This window comes from Cellulosimicrobium funkei (genome assembly GCF_001019615.1).
GTDB lineage: Bacteria > Actinomycetota > Actinomycetes > Actinomycetales > Cellulomonadaceae > Cellulosimicrobium > Cellulosimicrobium cellulans_E.
The window spans coordinates 69,133-85,353 of the sequence record NZ_JNBQ01000003.1; the positions used below are offsets into that span (position 1 = coordinate 69,133).

16 protein-coding genes are annotated in these 16,221 nt (G+C 73.7%); 9 read left to right on the forward strand and 7 right to left on the reverse strand.

What is annotated here, in order from left to right; genetic code table 11:
- The first annotated feature begins 106 nt into the window (after positions 1 to 106).
- Both FB00_RS04750 and FB00_RS20940 read left to right on the forward strand, forming a co-directional pair.
- The gene (locus tag FB00_RS04750) at positions 107 to 3,673 is read left to right on the forward strand and encodes a LamG-like jellyroll fold domain-containing protein (RefSeq protein ID WP_082140999.1); all 3,567 of its coding nucleotides are present in this window, start codon (positions 107 to 109) and stop codon (positions 3,671 to 3,673) included.
- A 207-nt stretch (positions 3,674 to 3,880) separates the two neighbouring features.
- Complete coding sequence (locus tag FB00_RS20940) at positions 3,881 to 6,232, forward strand: GDSL-type esterase/lipase family protein (RefSeq protein WP_052877445.1); 2,352 nt, start codon at positions 3,881 to 3,883, stop codon at positions 6,230 to 6,232.
- A 91-nt stretch (positions 6,233 to 6,323) separates the two neighbouring features.
- On the opposite strand, the gene FB00_RS04760 is transcribed toward FB00_RS20940, so the two are convergent.
- The 4 genes from FB00_RS04760 to FB00_RS04770 form a co-directional block, all read right to left on the reverse strand.
- Positions 6,324 to 6,785 carry an ATP-binding protein gene (locus tag FB00_RS04760; protein WP_047231750.1) on the reverse strand — a complete coding sequence of 154 codons (462 nt, stop codon included), beginning with the start codon at positions 6,783 to 6,785 and terminating at the stop codon, positions 6,324 to 6,326.
- Between the two features lie 26 nt (positions 6,786 to 6,811).
- Positions 6,812 to 7,081: a GlsB/YeaQ/YmgE family stress response membrane protein gene (locus FB00_RS04765; RefSeq protein ID WP_047231751.1), complete on the reverse strand. Its 270-nt coding sequence runs from the start codon at positions 7,079 to 7,081 to the stop codon at positions 6,812 to 6,814.
- 93 nt (positions 7,082 to 7,174) lie between these two features.
- Positions 7,175 to 7,366, reverse strand: coding sequence for a hypothetical protein (locus FB00_RS21930; protein ID WP_144425397.1), 192 nt, complete (start codon positions 7,364 to 7,366; stop codon positions 7,175 to 7,177).
- A 40-nt stretch (positions 7,367 to 7,406) separates the two neighbouring features.
- The gene (locus FB00_RS04770; protein WP_082141000.1) at positions 7,407 to 7,757 is read right to left on the reverse strand and encodes an STAS domain-containing protein; all 351 of its coding nucleotides are present in this window, start codon (positions 7,755 to 7,757) and stop codon (positions 7,407 to 7,409) included.
- Between the two features lie 200 nt (positions 7,758 to 7,957).
- Between FB00_RS04770 and FB00_RS04775 the strand changes: the two genes are divergently transcribed.
- Positions 7,958 to 8,797: a VOC family protein gene (locus tag FB00_RS04775; protein WP_047231753.1), complete on the forward strand. Its 840-nt coding sequence runs from the start codon at positions 7,958 to 7,960 to the stop codon at positions 8,795 to 8,797.
- A gap of 25 nt (positions 8,798 to 8,822) precedes the next feature.
- On the opposite strand, the gene FB00_RS04780 is transcribed toward FB00_RS04775, so the two are convergent.
- Complete coding sequence (locus FB00_RS04780) at positions 8,823 to 9,242, reverse strand: VOC family protein (protein ID WP_047231754.1); 420 nt, start codon at positions 9,240 to 9,242, stop codon at positions 8,823 to 8,825.
- Between the two features lie 228 nt (positions 9,243 to 9,470).
- Here FB00_RS04780 and FB00_RS22275 point away from each other — a divergent pair, with 228 nt between their 5' ends.
- The 4 genes from FB00_RS22275 to FB00_RS04800 all read left to right on the forward strand — a co-directional run bounded on the left by FB00_RS22275 (position 9,471) and on the right by FB00_RS04800 (position 12,523).
- A complete protein-coding gene (locus FB00_RS22275) occupies positions 9,471 to 9,812 on the forward strand; it encodes an S-adenosylmethionine decarboxylase family protein (protein WP_047231755.1) in 342 nt (113 codons plus the stop codon).
- Positions 9,809 to 10,564 (forward strand): DUF4178 domain-containing protein, encoded by a 756-nt coding sequence (locus FB00_RS04790; RefSeq protein ID WP_047231756.1) that lies wholly within the window; start codon positions 9,809 to 9,811, stop codon positions 10,562 to 10,564. The genes FB00_RS22275 and FB00_RS04790 overlap by 4 nt, the downstream gene beginning before the upstream one ends.
- Before the next feature lie 76 nt (positions 10,565 to 10,640).
- On the forward strand, positions 10,641 to 10,874 hold the full coding sequence (locus tag FB00_RS04795; protein WP_047231757.1) for a DUF350 domain-containing protein: 234 nt from the start codon (positions 10,641 to 10,643) through the stop codon (positions 10,872 to 10,874).
- A 2-nt stretch (positions 10,875 to 10,876) separates the two neighbouring features.
- Positions 10,877 to 12,523: a polyamine aminopropyltransferase gene (locus tag FB00_RS04800; protein WP_231581723.1), complete on the forward strand. Its 1,647-nt coding sequence runs from the start codon at positions 10,877 to 10,879 to the stop codon at positions 12,521 to 12,523.
- Here FB00_RS04800 and FB00_RS04805 read toward each other — a convergent pair.
- Positions 12,517 to 13,533 (reverse strand): LLM class flavin-dependent oxidoreductase, encoded by a 1,017-nt coding sequence (locus FB00_RS04805; protein ID WP_047231758.1) that lies wholly within the window; start codon positions 13,531 to 13,533, stop codon positions 12,517 to 12,519. The two genes, FB00_RS04800 and FB00_RS04805, sit on opposite strands and share 7 nt — an antisense overlap.
- 99 nt (positions 13,534 to 13,632) lie before the next feature.
- Between FB00_RS04805 and FB00_RS04810 the strand changes: the two genes are divergently transcribed.
- Complete coding sequence (locus FB00_RS04810) at positions 13,633 to 14,796, forward strand: serine hydrolase domain-containing protein (protein WP_047231759.1); 1,164 nt, start codon at positions 13,633 to 13,635, stop codon at positions 14,794 to 14,796.
- A 51-nt stretch (positions 14,797 to 14,847) separates the two neighbouring features.
- Here the strand turns inward: FB00_RS04810 and FB00_RS04815 are convergent, their stop codons facing one another.
- A complete protein-coding gene (locus FB00_RS04815) occupies positions 14,848 to 15,279 on the reverse strand; it encodes a YdeI/OmpD-associated family protein (protein WP_047231760.1) in 432 nt (143 codons plus the stop codon).
- A gap of 113 nt (positions 15,280 to 15,392) precedes the next feature.
- Here FB00_RS04815 and FB00_RS04820 point away from each other — a divergent pair, with 113 nt between their 5' ends.
- Entirely contained in the window at positions 15,393 to 16,127 is a 735-nt protein-coding gene (locus tag FB00_RS04820; protein WP_047231761.1) for a DedA family protein, read from the forward strand.
- The last annotated feature ends 94 nt before the right edge of the window (positions 16,128 to 16,221 follow it).

The window sequence follows — 16,221 nt, forward strand, 5'->3', positions numbered from 1 at the left end:
CCGGTATGCCGCCGCGTCGGAGCAGTCCCTGGATTCACTCGACGAGGAGGAAGCACGGATGCAGTCCATGACAGCGGTAGCACCCCCCCGGGGCAGACCGGCGAGGATGGTCGCGGCGGCGCTGGCCGCCGCGCTCACGGTCCCCCTGGCCGTGGCGACGGCGGTCGGGGCGACCGCGGCGCCGGCGGCCACGACCACGGACGAGGCGGGCGCGCAGGACGTGGCGGCCCAGGACCTCGCGCTCGACAACGGCCTCAAGGGCGAGTACTTCCTGTCCGGCGGCCCCGGCTGGCCGCTCACGGATCTCAAGGCCACGATCCCCGACCAGCGGATCGAGTTCCCCAACCTGGTCCCGACGTTCGCCGACCTCACCGGCCGTGGCGAGCGCACGTCCGCGCGTTGGACGGGCAAGATCACGCCCGACTTCAGCGAGGCGTACACGTTCTCCGCGATCGGCGACAACGGCTTCCGGCTGTGGATCGACGACAAGCTCGTCATCGACCACTGGGTCGACGACTGGGACGTCGAGCAGACCTCCGCCCCGGTCCAGCTCCAGGCGGGCCAGGAGTACTCGTTCCGCATGGAGATGTTCCAGAACACGGGTGGCGCGCACCTCCGGTTGCGGTGGCAGAGCCCCTCGCAGCAACGTGAGATCGTGCCGACCGACGCGTTCACCTACCCCGACGACTTCGTCGTCTTCCCCGCCCAGGCCGCGCTCGAGAGCGACGGTACGAGCCTCAACGTGACGTTCCAGGGCGCAGCGGGCGGTGTCGACGAGAGCCTCGTCGACCACCTCAAGGTCCAGGTGGACCAGCTCGCGTGGCCCGTCGCGCAGGTCGCGGCGCAGGGCGACGTCCTGGGCATCACGCTCGCCGAGCCCGTGGACCGTGCGTCGACCGCCCGCCTGGTCTACGACGGCGAGGGCGACCTCACCGTCGGCGGGGAGAAGGTCGGCTCGCTCAACCTGCCGGTCACCAACGGGTCCGAGTTCCGGATCCAGACCCCGTGGGCAGACGACTTCGACCCCACCAACCCCCTGCCGGAGTACCCGCGCCCGCAGCTCACGCGCGACGCGTGGCAGAACCTCAACGGCGTCTGGCAGTTCGAGGCGGCGGAGTCCGACGACGCCGTGCCGAGCGGCCGCGACCTCGACGAGGAGATCGTCGTCCCGTACGCGGTCGAGTCCGCGCTGTCCGGCATCGAGCGCCGCGAGGACGACATGTTCTACCGCCGCACGTTCGAGGTGCCGCAGGACTGGGCGGTCGGGAGCGACAACCGGCTGCGCGTCAACTTCGGCGCGGTCGACTACGTCGCCACCGTGTACGTCAACGGCACCGAGGTCGGCACCCACCGCGGCGGGTACGAGTCGTTCTCCGTGGACGTCACCGACGCGCTCGTCGAGGGCACCGAGCAGGAGCTCGTGGTGCGCGCCGTCGACACGACGGACGGCAGCAACCAGGCCGTCGGCAAGCAGACGCTCAACCCGGGCGGCATCTTCTACACCCCGACGTCGGGCATCTGGCAGACGGTGTGGATGGAGCCGGTCCCGACCGCGGCGATCGACGCCGTCGTCACGACGCCCGACGTCGAGGCGGGCGTGCTCGCGGTGACCGCGCAGTCGGCCTCCGCGTCCGACGACGCCGAGGTGACCGCCGTCGTGCGGGACGCCGAGGGTGCCGAGGTCGGTACCGTCACCGGCGCCGCGAACGAGCTGCTCGCGGTCGAGATCCCGGACGCGCACCTGTGGTCGCCCGAGGACCCGTACCTCTACGACGTCGACGTCACGCTCACCGACGGCGGCTCTACCGACACGGTGGCCTCCTACGCGGGCATGCGCTCGATCGAGGTCGCCGAGGTGGACGGCGTCCAGCGCATCCTGCTCAACGGCGAGAAGACGTTCCTCATGTCGACGCTCGACCAGGGCTACTGGCCCGACGGCATCTACACGCCGGCGTCCGACGAGGCCTACGTGTTCGACCTCCAGGCCCACAAGGACCTCGGGTTCAACACGGTGCGCAAGCACATCAAGGTCGAGCCGGCCCGCTGGTACTACCACGCCGACACGCTGGGCCTCATGGTCTGGCAGGACATCCCCAGCGGCTGGTTCAACAACGGCGACACGAACCCGGCGTCCCGCGTCTTCTGGGAGCAGGAGATGAAGGACATCATCGACCAGCACCGCTCGGTGCCGTCGATCGTCGGGTGGGTCACCTTCAACGAGGGCTGGGGCGAGTGGAACCTCGCCGACACGGCGCGGATCGGCAACGTGATCGACGAGTACGACCCGAGCCGCATCCTCAACACGCACTCCGGCTACAACTGCTGCGCGTCCAAGGGTGACTCCAAGACGGGCGACATCATCGACTGGCACCAGTACACCGGCCCGGCCCTGCCGAAGCCGGACGCCACGCGCGCCGCGATCGACGGCGAGCACGGCGGCTTCTCGATGAGCGTTCCGGGCCACATGTGGCCGGGCGTGTCCGCCAACCCGTACGGCGGCGTCGCGAACAGCGAGGCGCTGACCGACGCGTACGTGCAGAACACGGAGAAGCTCGTGCGGCCGGCGCAGTGCTACCTGTCCGGCTCGGTGTACACGGAGATCTCCGACGTCGAGAACGAGCTCAACGGCTTCTGGACGTACGACCGCCGCGTGCTCAAGATGGACGCCGCGCGCGTCAAGGACGTCAACGAGCGGGTCGTCGCGGCGGCGAAGCAGGGCTCCGCGCCCGTCGACCCGGGCACCCCGGGGCTGACCGGCACGGGCCGCTGGTCGTTCGACGAGGGCCAGGGCACCACGGCGGCCGACGGCGTGGGCGACCACGCGGCGACGGGCACGGGCACCTGGGTCGCCGGTCACGGCGACCGCGGGTCCGCGATCAAGCTCAACGGCACGAACCAGTCGTTCACGACCGAGGGGCCCGTCGTCGACACGACCGGCTCGTACACGATCTCGGCGTGGGCGCAGCTCGACAAGACGCCCGGCGGCGCGTGGTCGACGATCGTCGGCCAGGACTCGTCGCTCGGCTCGAGCGCGTTCTACCTCCAGTACGGCGGCGGCGGCCGGTGGGCCTTCTCCTACGAGGGGGAGCCGCGCGCGGAGTACGTCGTGCAGCCCGTGCTGGGCGACTGGTACCACGTCGTGGGCGTCCGCGACGCGGCCGACCAGAAGCTCAAGCTCTACGTCAACGGCGAGCTCGTCGGCCAGTCCGACGTGTGCGGCGGCACCACGCCGTCCGGCCCGCTGACGATCGGGCGCGGGCAGTGGAGCGGCAACCCCGTCGACTACTGGCCGGGCACGATCGACGACGTGCGCGTCTTCGACCGTGCGCTGTCCGACGCCGAGGTCGCCCAGGTCTACGCCGGCGACGACGGTGAGGAGCCGACGCTCGACGTGGCCGTCACGGCCGACTCGCGCTGCCTCGCGGGCAAGGTGTACGTGGCGGTGCGCGCGACGAACGGAGAGGACGTCCCCGTAGACGTCACGCTCGCCACGCCGTTCGGGACCAAGGCGTTCTCCGCCGTGGCCCCGGGGGCGAACGCGTACCAGTCGTTCGCGGTGCGCGGCACGTCCGTCGAGGCGGGCGAGGCGACCGTCACCGCGTCGGCCACGGTCGACGGCGAGCAGGTCTCCACGGAGGTCGTCGCGCCGTACGACGCGACCACCTGCGGCTGACCGGTACCGCCGAGCCCGGGGTCGCTCCTCGCCCGCACGTCGGGGCGGGGAGCGACCCCGGGCTCGTCGTGCTCGCAGCCGACGATGCCGTGAACCGGATCGCGGCAACTTCTGGCACCTCCTGGTGTCGGGCGACACCCTCTGACAGTTTCGCGAGGGACGCCCCGCCACGACGGGCGCGTGGCTGGCTCGACGAGGAGGACCGCCATGGACGTGCACGGTAGGACGGGCGACGGACGCACGGGACGCAAGAAGGTCCGCGTCCGGCGGATCGCGGGGGCGCTCGTCGCCGCGCTGCTCGCGCTGGCCGGGGCGCCGTCAGGTGCCGCCGTCGCGGCGCACGAGAGCTCGTCGCGTGCCCTCGCGTCCGCGGCCGAGGACGCGGGGTGGGTCGGGGCGTGGGGCACCGCCCTCGCGCGGTCCGGGGGTTCGTGCGCCCCGTGCACGATCCGGAGCACGGCGCACCTGAGCATCGAGGGGTCCGCGGTGCGCGTCACCGTGTCGAACGCGGTGGGCGAGATCCCGCTCGTCGTCGGGCGTACGACGGTGTCGCTGCCGTCCTCCCCGAACGGCGCGGGCGCGCTGCCCGGGTCGGTCCGGGAAGTGACGTTCGGCGGGCAGGCGTCCGTGACCGTGCCCGTCGGCGAGGTCGTGCGCTCCGACGCGGTCGTGCTCGACGTCGAGCACGGCACCGACCTTCAGGTCTCGACCTACCTGCCGCAGGCAGGTACGCGCATCGGCGTGCACGCCGCGGCGCACCACACGTCGTACTGGGCGACAGGCCCGGACCAGGCCGGGACCACCGACGCCGCACCGTTCACGAACAGCAGCTCGTCCGGGTACGTCGTGTCCGCGGTGGAGGTCGCCGGCTCGGGCGCAGCAGGGACGCTCGTGGCGTTCGGCGACTCGATCACCGACGGCTCGGGCTCGACCTTCGCGGGCAACGACCGGTGGGTGGACCGGCTCGCGGCCCGCATGGACGCCTACCCGCCGGCCGCGCGCCTCGGCGTCGTCAACGCCGGGATCGGCGGCAACCGCCTGCTCGTCGACCAGGTGGACAGCGGGCTGGCGGGCCCGAACCGCTTCGCTCGCGACGCGCTCGCGCACGACCCGACGACGATCCTGGTGCTTCTCGGCATCAACGACGTCTGGCGGGCTGCGCAGGAGCCCGAGGACGACGAGGTCACCACCCGGCGGGTGATTGATGCGCTGACGGACCTCGCCGACCAGGCGCACGCTGACGGCGTACGGATCGTGGGCGGCACCCTTCCGCCGTTCAAGGGGTGGCCGCAGTTCGGTCCGGAGCCGGAGGCCGTGCGGCAGGCGGTCAACGGATGGATCCGCACGACGACGGTGCTCGACGCCGTCGTCGACCTCGACGTCGCCGTACGCGACCCTGCGGACCCGACCCGGTTGCGTCCCGACTACGACTCCGGCGACGGGCTGCACCCGGGGCCGGCGGGATACCGGGCGATGGCTGCGGCGATCGACGTCGCCGACCTGCTGCCCGCGGAGCGCACGGGCACGGTCGCTCTCGACACCCCGCCCCGGGTCCCAGCGACCGGACCCACGACGGTCCGGGCCACGGTGACCCCCTCTCGGGACGTCGCCGACGCCGAGGTGCGGCTCGGCGCGCCGGTCGGCTGGGAGGTCGTCGAACCAGCGCGGAACCTCGGGACGCTCGCCGCGGGCGAGCAGGTGACGGTCGCGTGGGAGGTCGTGCGGGCTCCCGGTAGCGCCGCCCGCGGCGAGCTCGTGGCCGACACGCTGCTGGACGGGGCGGCGACCTCGGCGAGCGCCCAGGTCGACGTCGTCGGCGCGGGCCTGCGGGGTGAGTACTTCGCGTCGGAGGGCCCGGCGTGGGTGTTCGAGGACCTGCGGACCACCGTCGTCGACCGGACCGTCGACTTCCCTCGCTTCTTGCCCTGGCTCGCCGATCGCGCGGGCCGGACCGAAGGCGCCGCGGTCCGGTGGACGGGGACTCTCACGCCCGAGGTCGGCGGCGACTACACGCTGTGGGTGCGCGTCGACGACGGTGGGCGGCTCTGGCTCGACGACGAGCTGCTGGTCGACCGCTGGGTCGACGGGTCGCGCGAGGCCGCGTCCCGCGTGCTCGCGCTGGAAGCCGGCCGGTCGTACGCCGTGCGCTTCGAGACCTACCAGAACGCGGGCAACGCGCGCGCGGTCCTGGGCTGGGAGAGCGCGGCGACGGGCAAGGAGGTCGTGCCCGCGCTCGCCCTCGCGCCGCCGTCCGACGGCGGGGAGCCGACGCTCGACGTGACGGTCACCGCGCAGGCGCGCTGCCTCGCGGGCACGGTGTACGTGGCCGTGCGCGCGACGAACGGCGAGGACGCCCCGGTGGACGTCACGCTCGCCACGCCGTTCGGGACCAAGGCGTTCTCCGCCGTGGCCCCGGGGGCGAACGCGTACCAGTCGTTCGCGGTGCGCGGCACGTCCGTCGAGGCGGGCGAGGCGACCGTCACCGCGTCGGCCACGGTCGACGGCGAGCAGGTCTCCACGGAGGTCGTCGCGCCGTACGACGCGACCACCTGCGGCTGACCGGCACGCGCTGACAGCAGACGCCAGGCCCGTCTCGTCCGGTTCTCCGGACGAGGCGGGCCTGGCGTCGTGTCGTGCAGGAGGCCGTCGGTCAGGCGGCGAACGTCGCCCAGACGGTCTTGACGGTCTCGGTGCGGTACCACCCGACGTCCAGCGAGAGCTGGCGCGCCATGTGGAGACCGACGCCGCCGGCGCCCGGGATGCGACGCCCGGCGTAGACCGGCTCGTGCGAGACGTCGTGGTCGGCGACCTCGAGGAGGAACCGGTCGTCGGTCCGAGCGAGCCGCACGATCGTCGGCGGCAGCCCGTGACGCAGTGCGTTGGTCGCGAGCTCCGACGCGATGAGGACGAGCGTGTCGGGGGTGGCGGACAGCCGCCCGGTCGTGGCCACGCCCTCCGCCTCCAGGGCCTGGACCACTCCGGAACGCAGGGCCGAGAGCCCCTCGGTCGTGCTCAGCACCCACTCCCGGACGGGGCGGTAGCCCGCGGGCGGGTGGGAGGTGGTGAGCTCGTCGTCGTCGGTCGGGACGGCGATGGTCGGCAGGTCGTCCATGAAGTCCCCCGGTCGGTCGGTGCCCGTCAGGCGTTGCGTCGGTTCCCCTTGGTGACCGCGCCGTAGATCCCGAGCGTGATCAGCGAGCCGAGGATCGCGAGGAGCCAGGTCCGGAAGTCGCCCAGGTCACCCAGCGGCGTACCGAAGAACACCGAGCCGAGCCACCCACCGAGCAGCGCCCCGAGGATGCCCAGCAGGATCGTGATGATCAGCGAGCCCGTCTGCTTTCCCGGCAGCACCGCACGCGCGATGAGACCGGCGACGAGACCGAGGACGATGTACGCGAGCCAACCCATGGATTTCTCCCTTTTGTCTGCTGTGCGAGTTTTGCCCCCAGGACCGTCAGCATGGCAGGGTCCGGCCGGGCTCGCACGCGGACGGCCCCGCCGTCACGACGCGTCGGGAAGGCCCGTCGCCACGGGCGGCTGGCCGGCGGTCGTGCGGAGGGAGTCGAGCCAGCGGTCGAACTCCGCGGCGATCTCGTCCGGGTGCATGCGCAGCGTCTCGGCGGGGCTGCGAGACTCGCGCCCGGCGACGTACAGCTGTCGGACCATCTCGGTCGTGGGTGTCCACGCTCTCATCGGGTGTCCTGTCCAGGGTGGCGGGAGGGGGACGCGCTGCTCAGCCGGCAGAGCGCTCGAGCGGAGGCTCCGGGTCCGGGGCGTCCGTGGCGGTCTCGACGAGCTCGACGAGATCGAGCGCCCCGCTGAACTCGAGCAGCTGGAGCACGTGCCCCGGCGTGCGCAGGAGCCGGGGACGGTACCCCGTCCGCGTCCCCATGAGGACGAGGTGGAGGCCGCCGGAGTCCATGAACGTGACCCGCGAGAGGTCGATGGTCCACGGCCGGTGGCCGATCGTCGCGGCGAGGCGCTCCTTGACCGCGTGGGCGACGGAGAAGTCGATCTCTCCCCACATCACCCAGTGCCGCGCGTCGTCCTCGATCTGGACGCCTCCGGTCACTCCGTCCTCCATGGTGGAAGGTCTCCCGTCTCGTGAGCGGGACGACGATACGTGCCACTCGTTCCGCTCGCTCCCTGGGACGCTTGCCGCCCGCCCGACGCCCGGGCGGGCGCTCGCGGGCCACGGGCCACGGGTGCGAGCCGATGCCCTCGGTGCCACGCTGGTGCGGTCGCCTGCTCGCTCACCTCCGACGCCGAGCCGATGGAGCCACGATGGTCACGCAGCGCACGTACCCGCACGGCGTCCCGTGCTGGGTCGAGGTCGAGACGCGCGACGTCGGCGCGACGGCCGCGTTCTACGGGGAGCTCTTCGGGTGGCGGTTCGTCGAGCAGCCCCCGCGCGGGGGCACGAGGTACGTCGTCGCATCCCTCGACGGCACCGACGGGACGGCGGTCGCCGCGGTCGCGGGCGTGACCGGCCTCGACACCGCCCGCTGGGTCACCTCCGTCGCGGTCGACGACGTCGACACCGCCGCCGGTCGCGTCGTCGCCCTCGGCGGCGCGGTCCTCGAGCCTCCCGCCGACGTGGGGCCGGCCGACCAGCCTGACGGTCGCGCCGCGACGGTGCGCGACCCGCAGGGGGTCGAGAGCCGGCTGTGGCAGGCGGGCTCCCGTCCCGGCGCGCAGCGCGTCAACGAGCCCGGCACGTGGAACTTCAGCAACGTCCTCACGCCCGACCCTGCGACCGCGCTCGCCTTCTACGGCGCGCTGCTCGGGTGGGAGGTCGACCCCGACCTCGCAGCCGGGATGGCCCGCGTGCCCGGCTACGGCGACCACCTCGCGCGGACGTCCGACCCGGGCATCCACGAGCGCCAGGAGGGCTTCGCCCCGCCCGGTTTCGCGGACGCCGTCGCCGGGATCGTGCCCGACGACGGCCCGGCACGCTGGTCCGTCGCGTTCGCCGTCGCGGACCGGGACGCCGCGGTCGACGCCGCCCGGGACGCGGGAGCGACCGTGCTCGCGACGACGGAAGACCCGTGGGCGCGACACGCGACCGTGCGCGACCCGCAGGGCGCCGGCCTGACCCTCTCCGAGTTCGCGCCGCAGGCCTGAGGGCGACCGGACCGGCGCGCCCCGGTCAGGGCGCCGCGTCGCCGGCGACGTTCACCAGCCACCCGACCCCGAACCGGTCGGTGAGCATGCCGAACTCGTCTCCCCACGGCGCCGTCTCCATCGCCATGACCTCCTTCGCGCCGTCGGACAGCGCGGCGAACCACGCGCGGAGGCGCTCGCGGTCGTCGGGACCGCCGAACAGCGCGACCGACGCGTGGTCCGTGAGCGTCGTCCCCGGCGGCACGTCCGACGCCATGAGCGTCCCGACGCCCTCGATCGGGAGCTGGGAGTGCATCACCTTCTTCGCCTGCGCCGGGTCGTCCACCGGGCCGATCGAGTCGTAGGTGCTGATGTCCGGCGCGACGCCGAACACGGTGCCGTAGAACTCGACGGCCTCACGGGCGTCGCCGTCGAAGTTCAGGTAGGGGCTGAGCTGCACGGCCATGATGGCCTCCTCGTCGAGATGGACCTGACTCCTGTGTGGACGGCCCGGCACGGCCGGACTGAGCGGTCCCCGCCACCGTCGACCTCGGGTCTCGCGTCGCGGAGGCGCCGGCCGGCGGGCGGCGCCCGTCGGCTAGGGTGTGCGCGGCCCGACGGCGCGGCCACCGGACCGCGGGCGGCTCACCCGCGTGCGGCCCACGGACCGAGGAGCGCGACAGGGGGACCGGGCGTGCAGCGCAACCTCGTCCACGTCTTCGACGTGACGGGCGCGGACCCCGCGCTGCTCGACGACGACCCGACCGTCCGCGGGTGCCTCGACGCGATCGTCCGGCACGCGGGCATGACGCCGCTCGGCGAGGCGTCGCACCGGTTCGAGCCCCAGGGCACGAGCGTCGTGATCCTGCTCGCCGAGTCGCACCTCGCCGTGCACACGTGGCCCGAGCTCGGGACCGCCTACCTGACCCTCACGACCTGCCGGGCCCCGGCGTCCGCCACCTTCACGGACGACGTGCGCGCCCTGCTCGCCGACGCGCTGGGCGCGGCCGACGTCGCCGTGCGGAGCCTCGTGTGAGCCGGACGCGCCCCCGGCTCGCGCTGCGCGTGGGCGAGGACCTCGTCGGCACGTCGCCCCACCGCGCGACGCCGCGCGCCGTCGCCGTCCTGTCGACCGTGCACGGCGGCACGACGTTCACGTGGGAGGAGTGGCAGCTCCTCGCCCACGACGGCTCGGACGTCTGGATCGAGTACGACCACGACACGCGCGACGTCACGCTCCTGCACCCGACCGAGGCGTGGCCTCCGGTCGTCGACCTCTCGGCGCTGCACACCGGGCGCACCCTCGGCCTGCGCCTCGACGGGCGGCAGTACTCGCTCGTCGTGCGCGAGCGCGGGACGGGCCGGGTCGAGCACGTCGAGGGGCAGTTCGCCGAGCCGTTCGTCGTGGGGCAGCAGGTCGAGTACGTCGACCTCTCGGCCCACGGGACGGTCGTCTCGATCGAGCGCACGACCGGCCCGCTCGGCCCCGTGACCGCCGTGTACCGCGGCCGGCGCATCGACGTCGCGGAGCAGCGTCGCCTGTTCGGGCGCCGGGTCGCGCCGCGCACGCTCCCCGGGGGCCGGTTCGTGGCCTTCGCGGTCGCCGCCGTCGTGCTCGTCGGGCTCGCCGCCTCGTGCACGGCGCGCGCCGCGACGGGTGACGGCTCGTGCACGCCCCGGACCGTCGAGACCGTCGCACCGTCCGGCGAGGTGACCACCACCGAGCAGGACGGCACGTGCGTGCGCCGCACCGTCTACGGCGGCGGGGGCGGCGGGCTCGGCAAGTGACCCGCTCGCCCGTCGAACCCCTCGTCGAACCCGTACGCCCGACCGCCCGTCCCACGACCTGACCCCGGGAGACACCGTGATCGCAACCGCCGCCGCCCCGCTGGCGTTCCTCTGGTCCTTCTTCTCGACCATCCTGTACTCGGCGCTCGGCATCGTCCTGCTGCTGGTCACGCTCGTGGTCGCGAACAAGGTGTTCCGGCTCAACCTCCACCGCGAGCTCGTCGACGAGCACAACGTCGCGTTCGGCGTGATGATCGCGGGCCTCGCCGTCGCGATCGGCCTCATCATCGCGGGGACGATCAGCTCCTGACCGTGCTCGACCAGCAGGAGCTCCCGCCCGGCCGCCCGCCCGAGACCGCCGCGGACGACTCGGGCGCCGCCGCGCCCCCGGCCGGGCGGACCGGCCGCACACGCCCGATGGACCGGCCGACGGTCTTCGCCGCCGCGCTGCTCGTCGCCGTCGGCGGCCTCGTCTACGAGCTCATCCTCGGGACGGCGGCTTCGTACCTGTTCGGCGACTCCGTCGTCGCGTTCTCCGTCGCGACGGGGCTCACGCTGTTCGGCATGGGCCTCGGCTCGCTCCTCGCGCCGCGGCTCCAGCGCACCGCGGGGCTGAGCTTCGTGCGCAACGAGCTCGTGCTCTCGCTCCTGGGCGGCACGTCCGTGCTCGCCCTGTTCTGGGCGTACGCCCAGACCGAGCTCGCGTGGGTCGTGTTCGTCGTGCTCTCGCTCGCGATCGGCACGGCGATCGGTGTCGAGATCCCGCTGCTCGTCGCGGTCCTCAAGGAGCGGGGGAGCGAGGGGTCCGTCTCGCTGCTGTCGAAGGTGCTCGCGCTCGACTACTTCGGGGCGCTCGCGGCGTCCCTGCTGTTCCCGTTCCTCCTGCTGCCGTACCTCGGGCTCGTCCGCACCGCGTTCGCGGTCGCGGTGCTCAACGTCGCCGTCGCGGCGTTCATGCTCGCGCGCATGGGCCACCCGCCGCGGTGGACCGCGCTCGCCGCCGGGACGCTCGTCGTCCTCCTCGCCGGGTTCGCCGCGTCGTCATGGCTCGAGACGCGCATCAGCGCGGGCATGTACCAGGACCCGGTCGTGGCGCAGGAGCGCAGCGCGTACCAGCAGGTCGTCGTCACCGAGTACCGCGGCGACACCCGCCTGTACCTGGACAACCAGCTCCAGTTCTCCTCCGTCGACGAGGCCCGCTACCACGAGACCCTCGCGCACGCGGCGATGACGTCCGTCGCCGCGCCCGCGTCCGTCGCGATCCTCGGCGGCGGCGACGGGCTCCTCGCGCGCGAGGTGCTGCGGTACGAGTCGGTGCAGGAGGTCACGCTCGTCGACCTCGACCCCGCGGTGACCGACCTCGCGCGCGACAACCGGCTCCTCACCGACCTCAACGGGCACGCGCTCGACGACCCGCGCGTGAGCGTCGTCAACGCCGACGCCTTCCGGTGGGTCGAGGACACGCCTCGGACGTTCGACGTCGTGCTGGTCGACCTCGTCGACCCGTCGACCGAGCGCGTCGCCAAGCTGTACTCGCAGGAGTTCTACGGCATGGTCGCGGCGCACCTGCGGCCGGGCGGGGCGTTCGCGACCCAGGCGACGTCCACCTACTTCACGCCCGACGCGTTCTGGCAGGTCGTGTCCACCGTCCGCGCCGCAGCACCGGACCGAGCCGTCGTGCCGCTCACGGTCAACGTCCCGTCGTTCGGCGAGTGGGGCTTCGCGCTCTCCCTCGCGCCGGGCGGGGCTGCACCCGGGGCCGGGGAGCCCGACGACGTCCCCGGGCTCTTCGCGCGCACGCCGCTCCCCGAGGGCCTGCGGTTCCACGACGCGGCGTCGCTCGCCGCGACCACGCACCTGCCCGCCGACAACCCGCCGCGCGACCTGCCGCCGTCGACCCTGCTGTCCCCGACCGTGCAGCGCACGTACCAGGAGGACATGCGCGCCTGGCGCTACTGAGCGGTGTGCGCCACCGCCTCCAGCGCGTCGAGCGCCGCGAACGGGTCGTCCGGGCGGGCCGGGTCGGGGCTCGTCGCGACGAGCACGACGCTCGACACCCCGCCCGCGCCGAGCTCGTCGAGCCGGGCGCGGAAGGCATCGGGCGGACCGACGACGGCAAGCGCGTCGACCCACGCGTCCGGCATCGCGGCGGCGAAGGCCTCGGGGGTGTCGCTCGCGTCGCGCAGGGCGCGGAAGTCGGCGGCGAACGGCAGCGGGTCGATCTGCGCCGACCAGTCGGCCTCGCCCAGGACGGCGAGGTGCGGCCGGACGATCGTGCGGGCGGTCGCGACGTCGTCGTGCACCGCGCCGATGGCGAAGGCGACGACGCGGTGCTCGGGCGGGGCCGCGTCGCCGGCGCTCGCGCGCCCCGCGTCGATCGCGGTGCGCGCGACGGCCAGGTACTCCGGGGTCACGGGCATGTCGAGGATCGTCCCGTCGGCGACGCGGCCCGAGACCTCGAGCGAGCGCGGGCCGCGCACCCCGGCGAGCACTGGCGGCGGCGAGGCGGGCGGCGCGTGCAGCGCGACCTCGTCGATCGTGACGTACCGGCCCGAGACGGAGACGCGCTCGCCGTGCAGCAGCGCGCGCACGGCCGACGTCGTCTCCTCGAGCATCGCGAGCGGGCTCGCGGGCCAGACGCCGATCTGCCGCATCCACGCGGGCATGCCGTGCCCGAGCCCCAGGTGCAGACGGCCGGGGTGCAGGGCGGCGAGGGTCGCGGCCTCCATCGCGGCGGTCGACGGCGCGCGCGTCGCGGCGGGGAGGATCCCGATGCCGACGGTGAGGCGCTGCGTCGCGGCGAGGACGGTCGCGGCCTGCGCGATCCCGCCGTGGAACGTCAGGTCCTCGACGACCCACACCTCGTCGAGGCCCACCTCCTCGGCGCGGCGCGCGAACGGCACGATCTGGTCGGCGGGGAGCTCGCGCGGCAGGATCACGCCGAGCGCGGGGGTCGTCGAGGTCGCCATACGGCGACCGTACTCTGACAGCGCTCCCACCTGCGAGGTCGCCCGGGACGGGCCGCAAAGTCCTGGCGGTCGGCGCAGCGCGGCGCCTACCGTCGGGGCATGACCGCGCTCGACGACGCCGCCCTCTCCGCCCTCGACACGCGCCTGCGGGCGGCGGCCGACGCCGACGCGTTCTCCGGCGTCGTGCGGATCGAGCGCGACGGCCACCCGCTGTTCGAGCGCGCGTACGGCGTCGCGTCGCGCCGGTGGGGCGTCCCCGTCCGCACGAGCACGCGGTTCGACGTCGCGTCCGTGACCAAGCTCTTCACCGCCGTCGCGGTGCTCCAGCAGGTCGGGGAGGGGCGGCTCGGGCTCGACGACCGCATCCACGACCACGTCGACCTCGCGGGCACGACGATCCCGAGGGGGGTGACGGTCCGGCACCTGCTCACGCACACCTCGGGCATCGCGGACGACGCCGACGAGGAGGCCGGCGAGTCGTACGAGGCGCTGTGGGTCGACCGGCCGAGCTACTCCGTGACGCGCACGGCCGACTTCCTGCCCGGCTTCGTCCACAAGGAGCCGAACTTCCCGCCGGGGGAGGGGTGCCGGTACTGCAACGTCGGGTTCGTCCTCGCGGGCCTCGCGCTGGAGAAGGTCGCCGGGACGACCTACCGCGAGTACGTCCGCGAGCACGTCTTCGCGCGGGCGGGCATGGACCGCTCCGGGTTCTTCCGCATGGACGAGGCCGAGCCCGACGTCGCGGAGGGTTGGGAGCCGGTCCACGAGGGCCCGGACGACGAGGGGCCCGTCACCGGCTGGCGGCAGAACATCTACTCCTACCCGCCCGTCGGCTCGCCCGACGGCGGAGCGCACGTCACCGCGCGCGACCTCGCACGGTTCTGGTCCGCGGTCCGCGGCGGTGAGCTGCTGCCGCCCGACCTCACGCGCGCGTTCCTCACGCCGCAGGTCAAGCACGACGACGGCGACACGGACGAGACCGACGACAAGGACGCTGAGGGGGTCGAGCGCGCGGCGAGCGTGCACTACGGGTTCGGGCTCGAGTTCGAGCTCCTCGCCGACGGGTCCGTGCGCTCCGCGTACAAGGAGGGCATCAACACCGGGTCGAGCGCGATGCTGCGCCACTACCCGGACGCGGGCGGACCCATCCCGGACGGTCTCCCGCCGGCCGGGGCGCCCGGGGTGACGGTCGTCGTCGTGTCCAACGGCGAGGCGGGCGCCTGGGGCCCGGTGCGGCAGATCGACGCGCTCGTCCGCGGCTGACCGGGCCGGTCGGCTGACGGGGTGACGGGCAGCGCGCGGCACAGACGCCGTTCACGAGAGCGCCGCGACCGCCTTCTCGATGCGGCGCTGCCGGGTCTCGGCGGCCTTCGCCGACGCCACCGGCTCCACGATCGCTCGCTGCCGCGAGAACGAGAGGGCGTCGAACGACTCCCGTGCGCCGGCGTCGTCGAGCGCGCGGGCGAGGTCGTCCGGGACGTCGACCGTGCGCGGCGCGTCGTCGACCTCGAGGTCGACCTCCACCTCGTCCCCCGCCGCGACCCCCGCCGCCTCCCGGTTGGCCGCGCTCAGCGAGACGACGAACTGACCCCGGTAGAACACGAGCGAGGAGCGGTAGCTGTGGTCGCCGATCGTCACGAGGACCGGGACCTTGCGCCCCCGCCCGAAGGACAGCGCGACGTCCTCCGGGACGGGCAGGCCCGTCGTCGTGCCGCCGCTCGCCTCGACCGTCGTGGTGATCCGCATGCGCTCCTCCTCCGGGCCGGCCGGGCGATCCCGGCGCTCCCCCACGAGACCTCCACACGCTCTCGAACTCATCGGCCCTCGGGCACCCGGTCGCTCGCCTAGGCTCGTGAACCATGCCCTCCGGACTCTCCGCCGCCCTCTCGGCCGCCCTGCCCGCCGCGTCGACGGCGGAGCCCGCGCTCGACGGCGTGGCGGGTTGGGCCGTGAACCTCATGGAGACGCTCGGCCCGGTCGGCGCCGCCATCGCGATCGCGCTCGAGAACCTGTTCCCGCCCCTGCCGAGCGAGATCATCCTGCCGCTCGCGGGCTTCACCGCGAGCCAGGGCAGCTTCGGGCTTGTCGAGGCGATCGTCTGGACGACGGCCGGGTCGATCGTCGGGGCCCTCGCGCTCTACGCCGTGGGAGCGATCATCGGGCGCGAGCGCACGCGCTGGATCGCGGAGCGGCTGCCGCTCGTCAAGGTCGCGGACGTCGACCGCACCGAGCAGTTCTTCCTCAAGCACGGTGGCGCGACGGTCTTCTTCGGCCGCTTCATCCCGATCTTCCGTAGCCTCATCTCGATCCCGGCCGGGGTCGAGCGCATGCCGCTGTGGAAGTTCACCGCGCTCACCGCCGCGGGCAGCGCGGTGTGGAACACGATCTTCGTCTACGCCGGGTACGCGCTCGGCGAGCAGTGGCACGTCGTGGAGGAGTACGCCAGCGTGCTGCAGAAGGTCGTCATCGCGGTCGTCGCGGCCGCGGTGGTGTGGTTCGTCGTCACGCGCGTCTGGCGTTGGGTGCACGACGACGAGCGGCCCGCCCACGCGCGCGGCGGACGGTCGTCGTCGCCCGCGCGCGACGACGCCTGATCCTCCCCGCCGACTGATGGATCCGGTGCCTGGCCTCTCGGGGCTCGCGACGTCGTCGCGTCCCGGGAGCCGGCCGCCCGCGCGCTCAGGCCGG

Bases quoted from the DNA above. Each gene is read 5' to 3' on its own strand.
- FB00_RS04765 (WP_047231751.1), bottom strand. From the start codon at position 7,081: ATGGGTTGGCTCGCGTACATCGTCCTCGGTCTCGTCGCCGGTCTCATC.
- FB00_RS04760 (WP_047231750.1), bottom strand. From the start codon at position 6,785: ATGGACGACCTGCCGACCATCGCCGTCCCGACCGACGACGACGAGCTC.
- FB00_RS04770 (WP_082141000.1), bottom strand. From the start codon at position 7,757: ATGGAGGACGGAGTGACCGGAGGCGTCCAGATCGAGGACGACGCGCGG.
- FB00_RS20940 (WP_052877445.1), top strand. From the start codon at position 3,881: ATGGACGTGCACGGTAGGACGGGCGACGGACGCACGGGACGCAAGAAG.
- FB00_RS04805 (WP_047231758.1), bottom strand. From the start codon at position 13,533: ATGGCGACCTCGACGACCCCCGCGCTCGGCGTGATCCTGCCGCGCGAG.
- FB00_RS04820 (WP_047231761.1), top strand. From the start codon at position 15,393: ATGCCCTCCGGACTCTCCGCCGCCCTCTCGGCCGCCCTGCCCGCCGCG.
- FB00_RS04815 (WP_047231760.1), bottom strand. From the start codon at position 15,279: ATGCGGATCACCACGACGGTCGAGGCGAGCGGCGGCACGACGACGGGC.
- FB00_RS04780 (WP_047231754.1), bottom strand. From the start codon at position 9,242: ATGGCCGTGCAGCTCAGCCCCTACCTGAACTTCGACGGCGACGCCCGT.
- FB00_RS21930 (WP_144425397.1), bottom strand. From the start codon at position 7,366: ATGAGAGCGTGGACACCCACGACCGAGATGGTCCGACAGCTGTACGTC.
- FB00_RS04775 (WP_047231753.1), top strand. From the start codon at position 7,958: ATGGTCACGCAGCGCACGTACCCGCACGGCGTCCCGTGCTGGGTCGAG.
- FB00_RS04750 (WP_082140999.1), top strand. From the start codon at position 107: ATGGTCGCGGCGGCGCTGGCCGCCGCGCTCACGGTCCCCCTGGCCGTG.
- FB00_RS04810 (WP_047231759.1), top strand. From the start codon at position 13,633: ATGACCGCGCTCGACGACGCCGCCCTCTCCGCCCTCGACACGCGCCTG.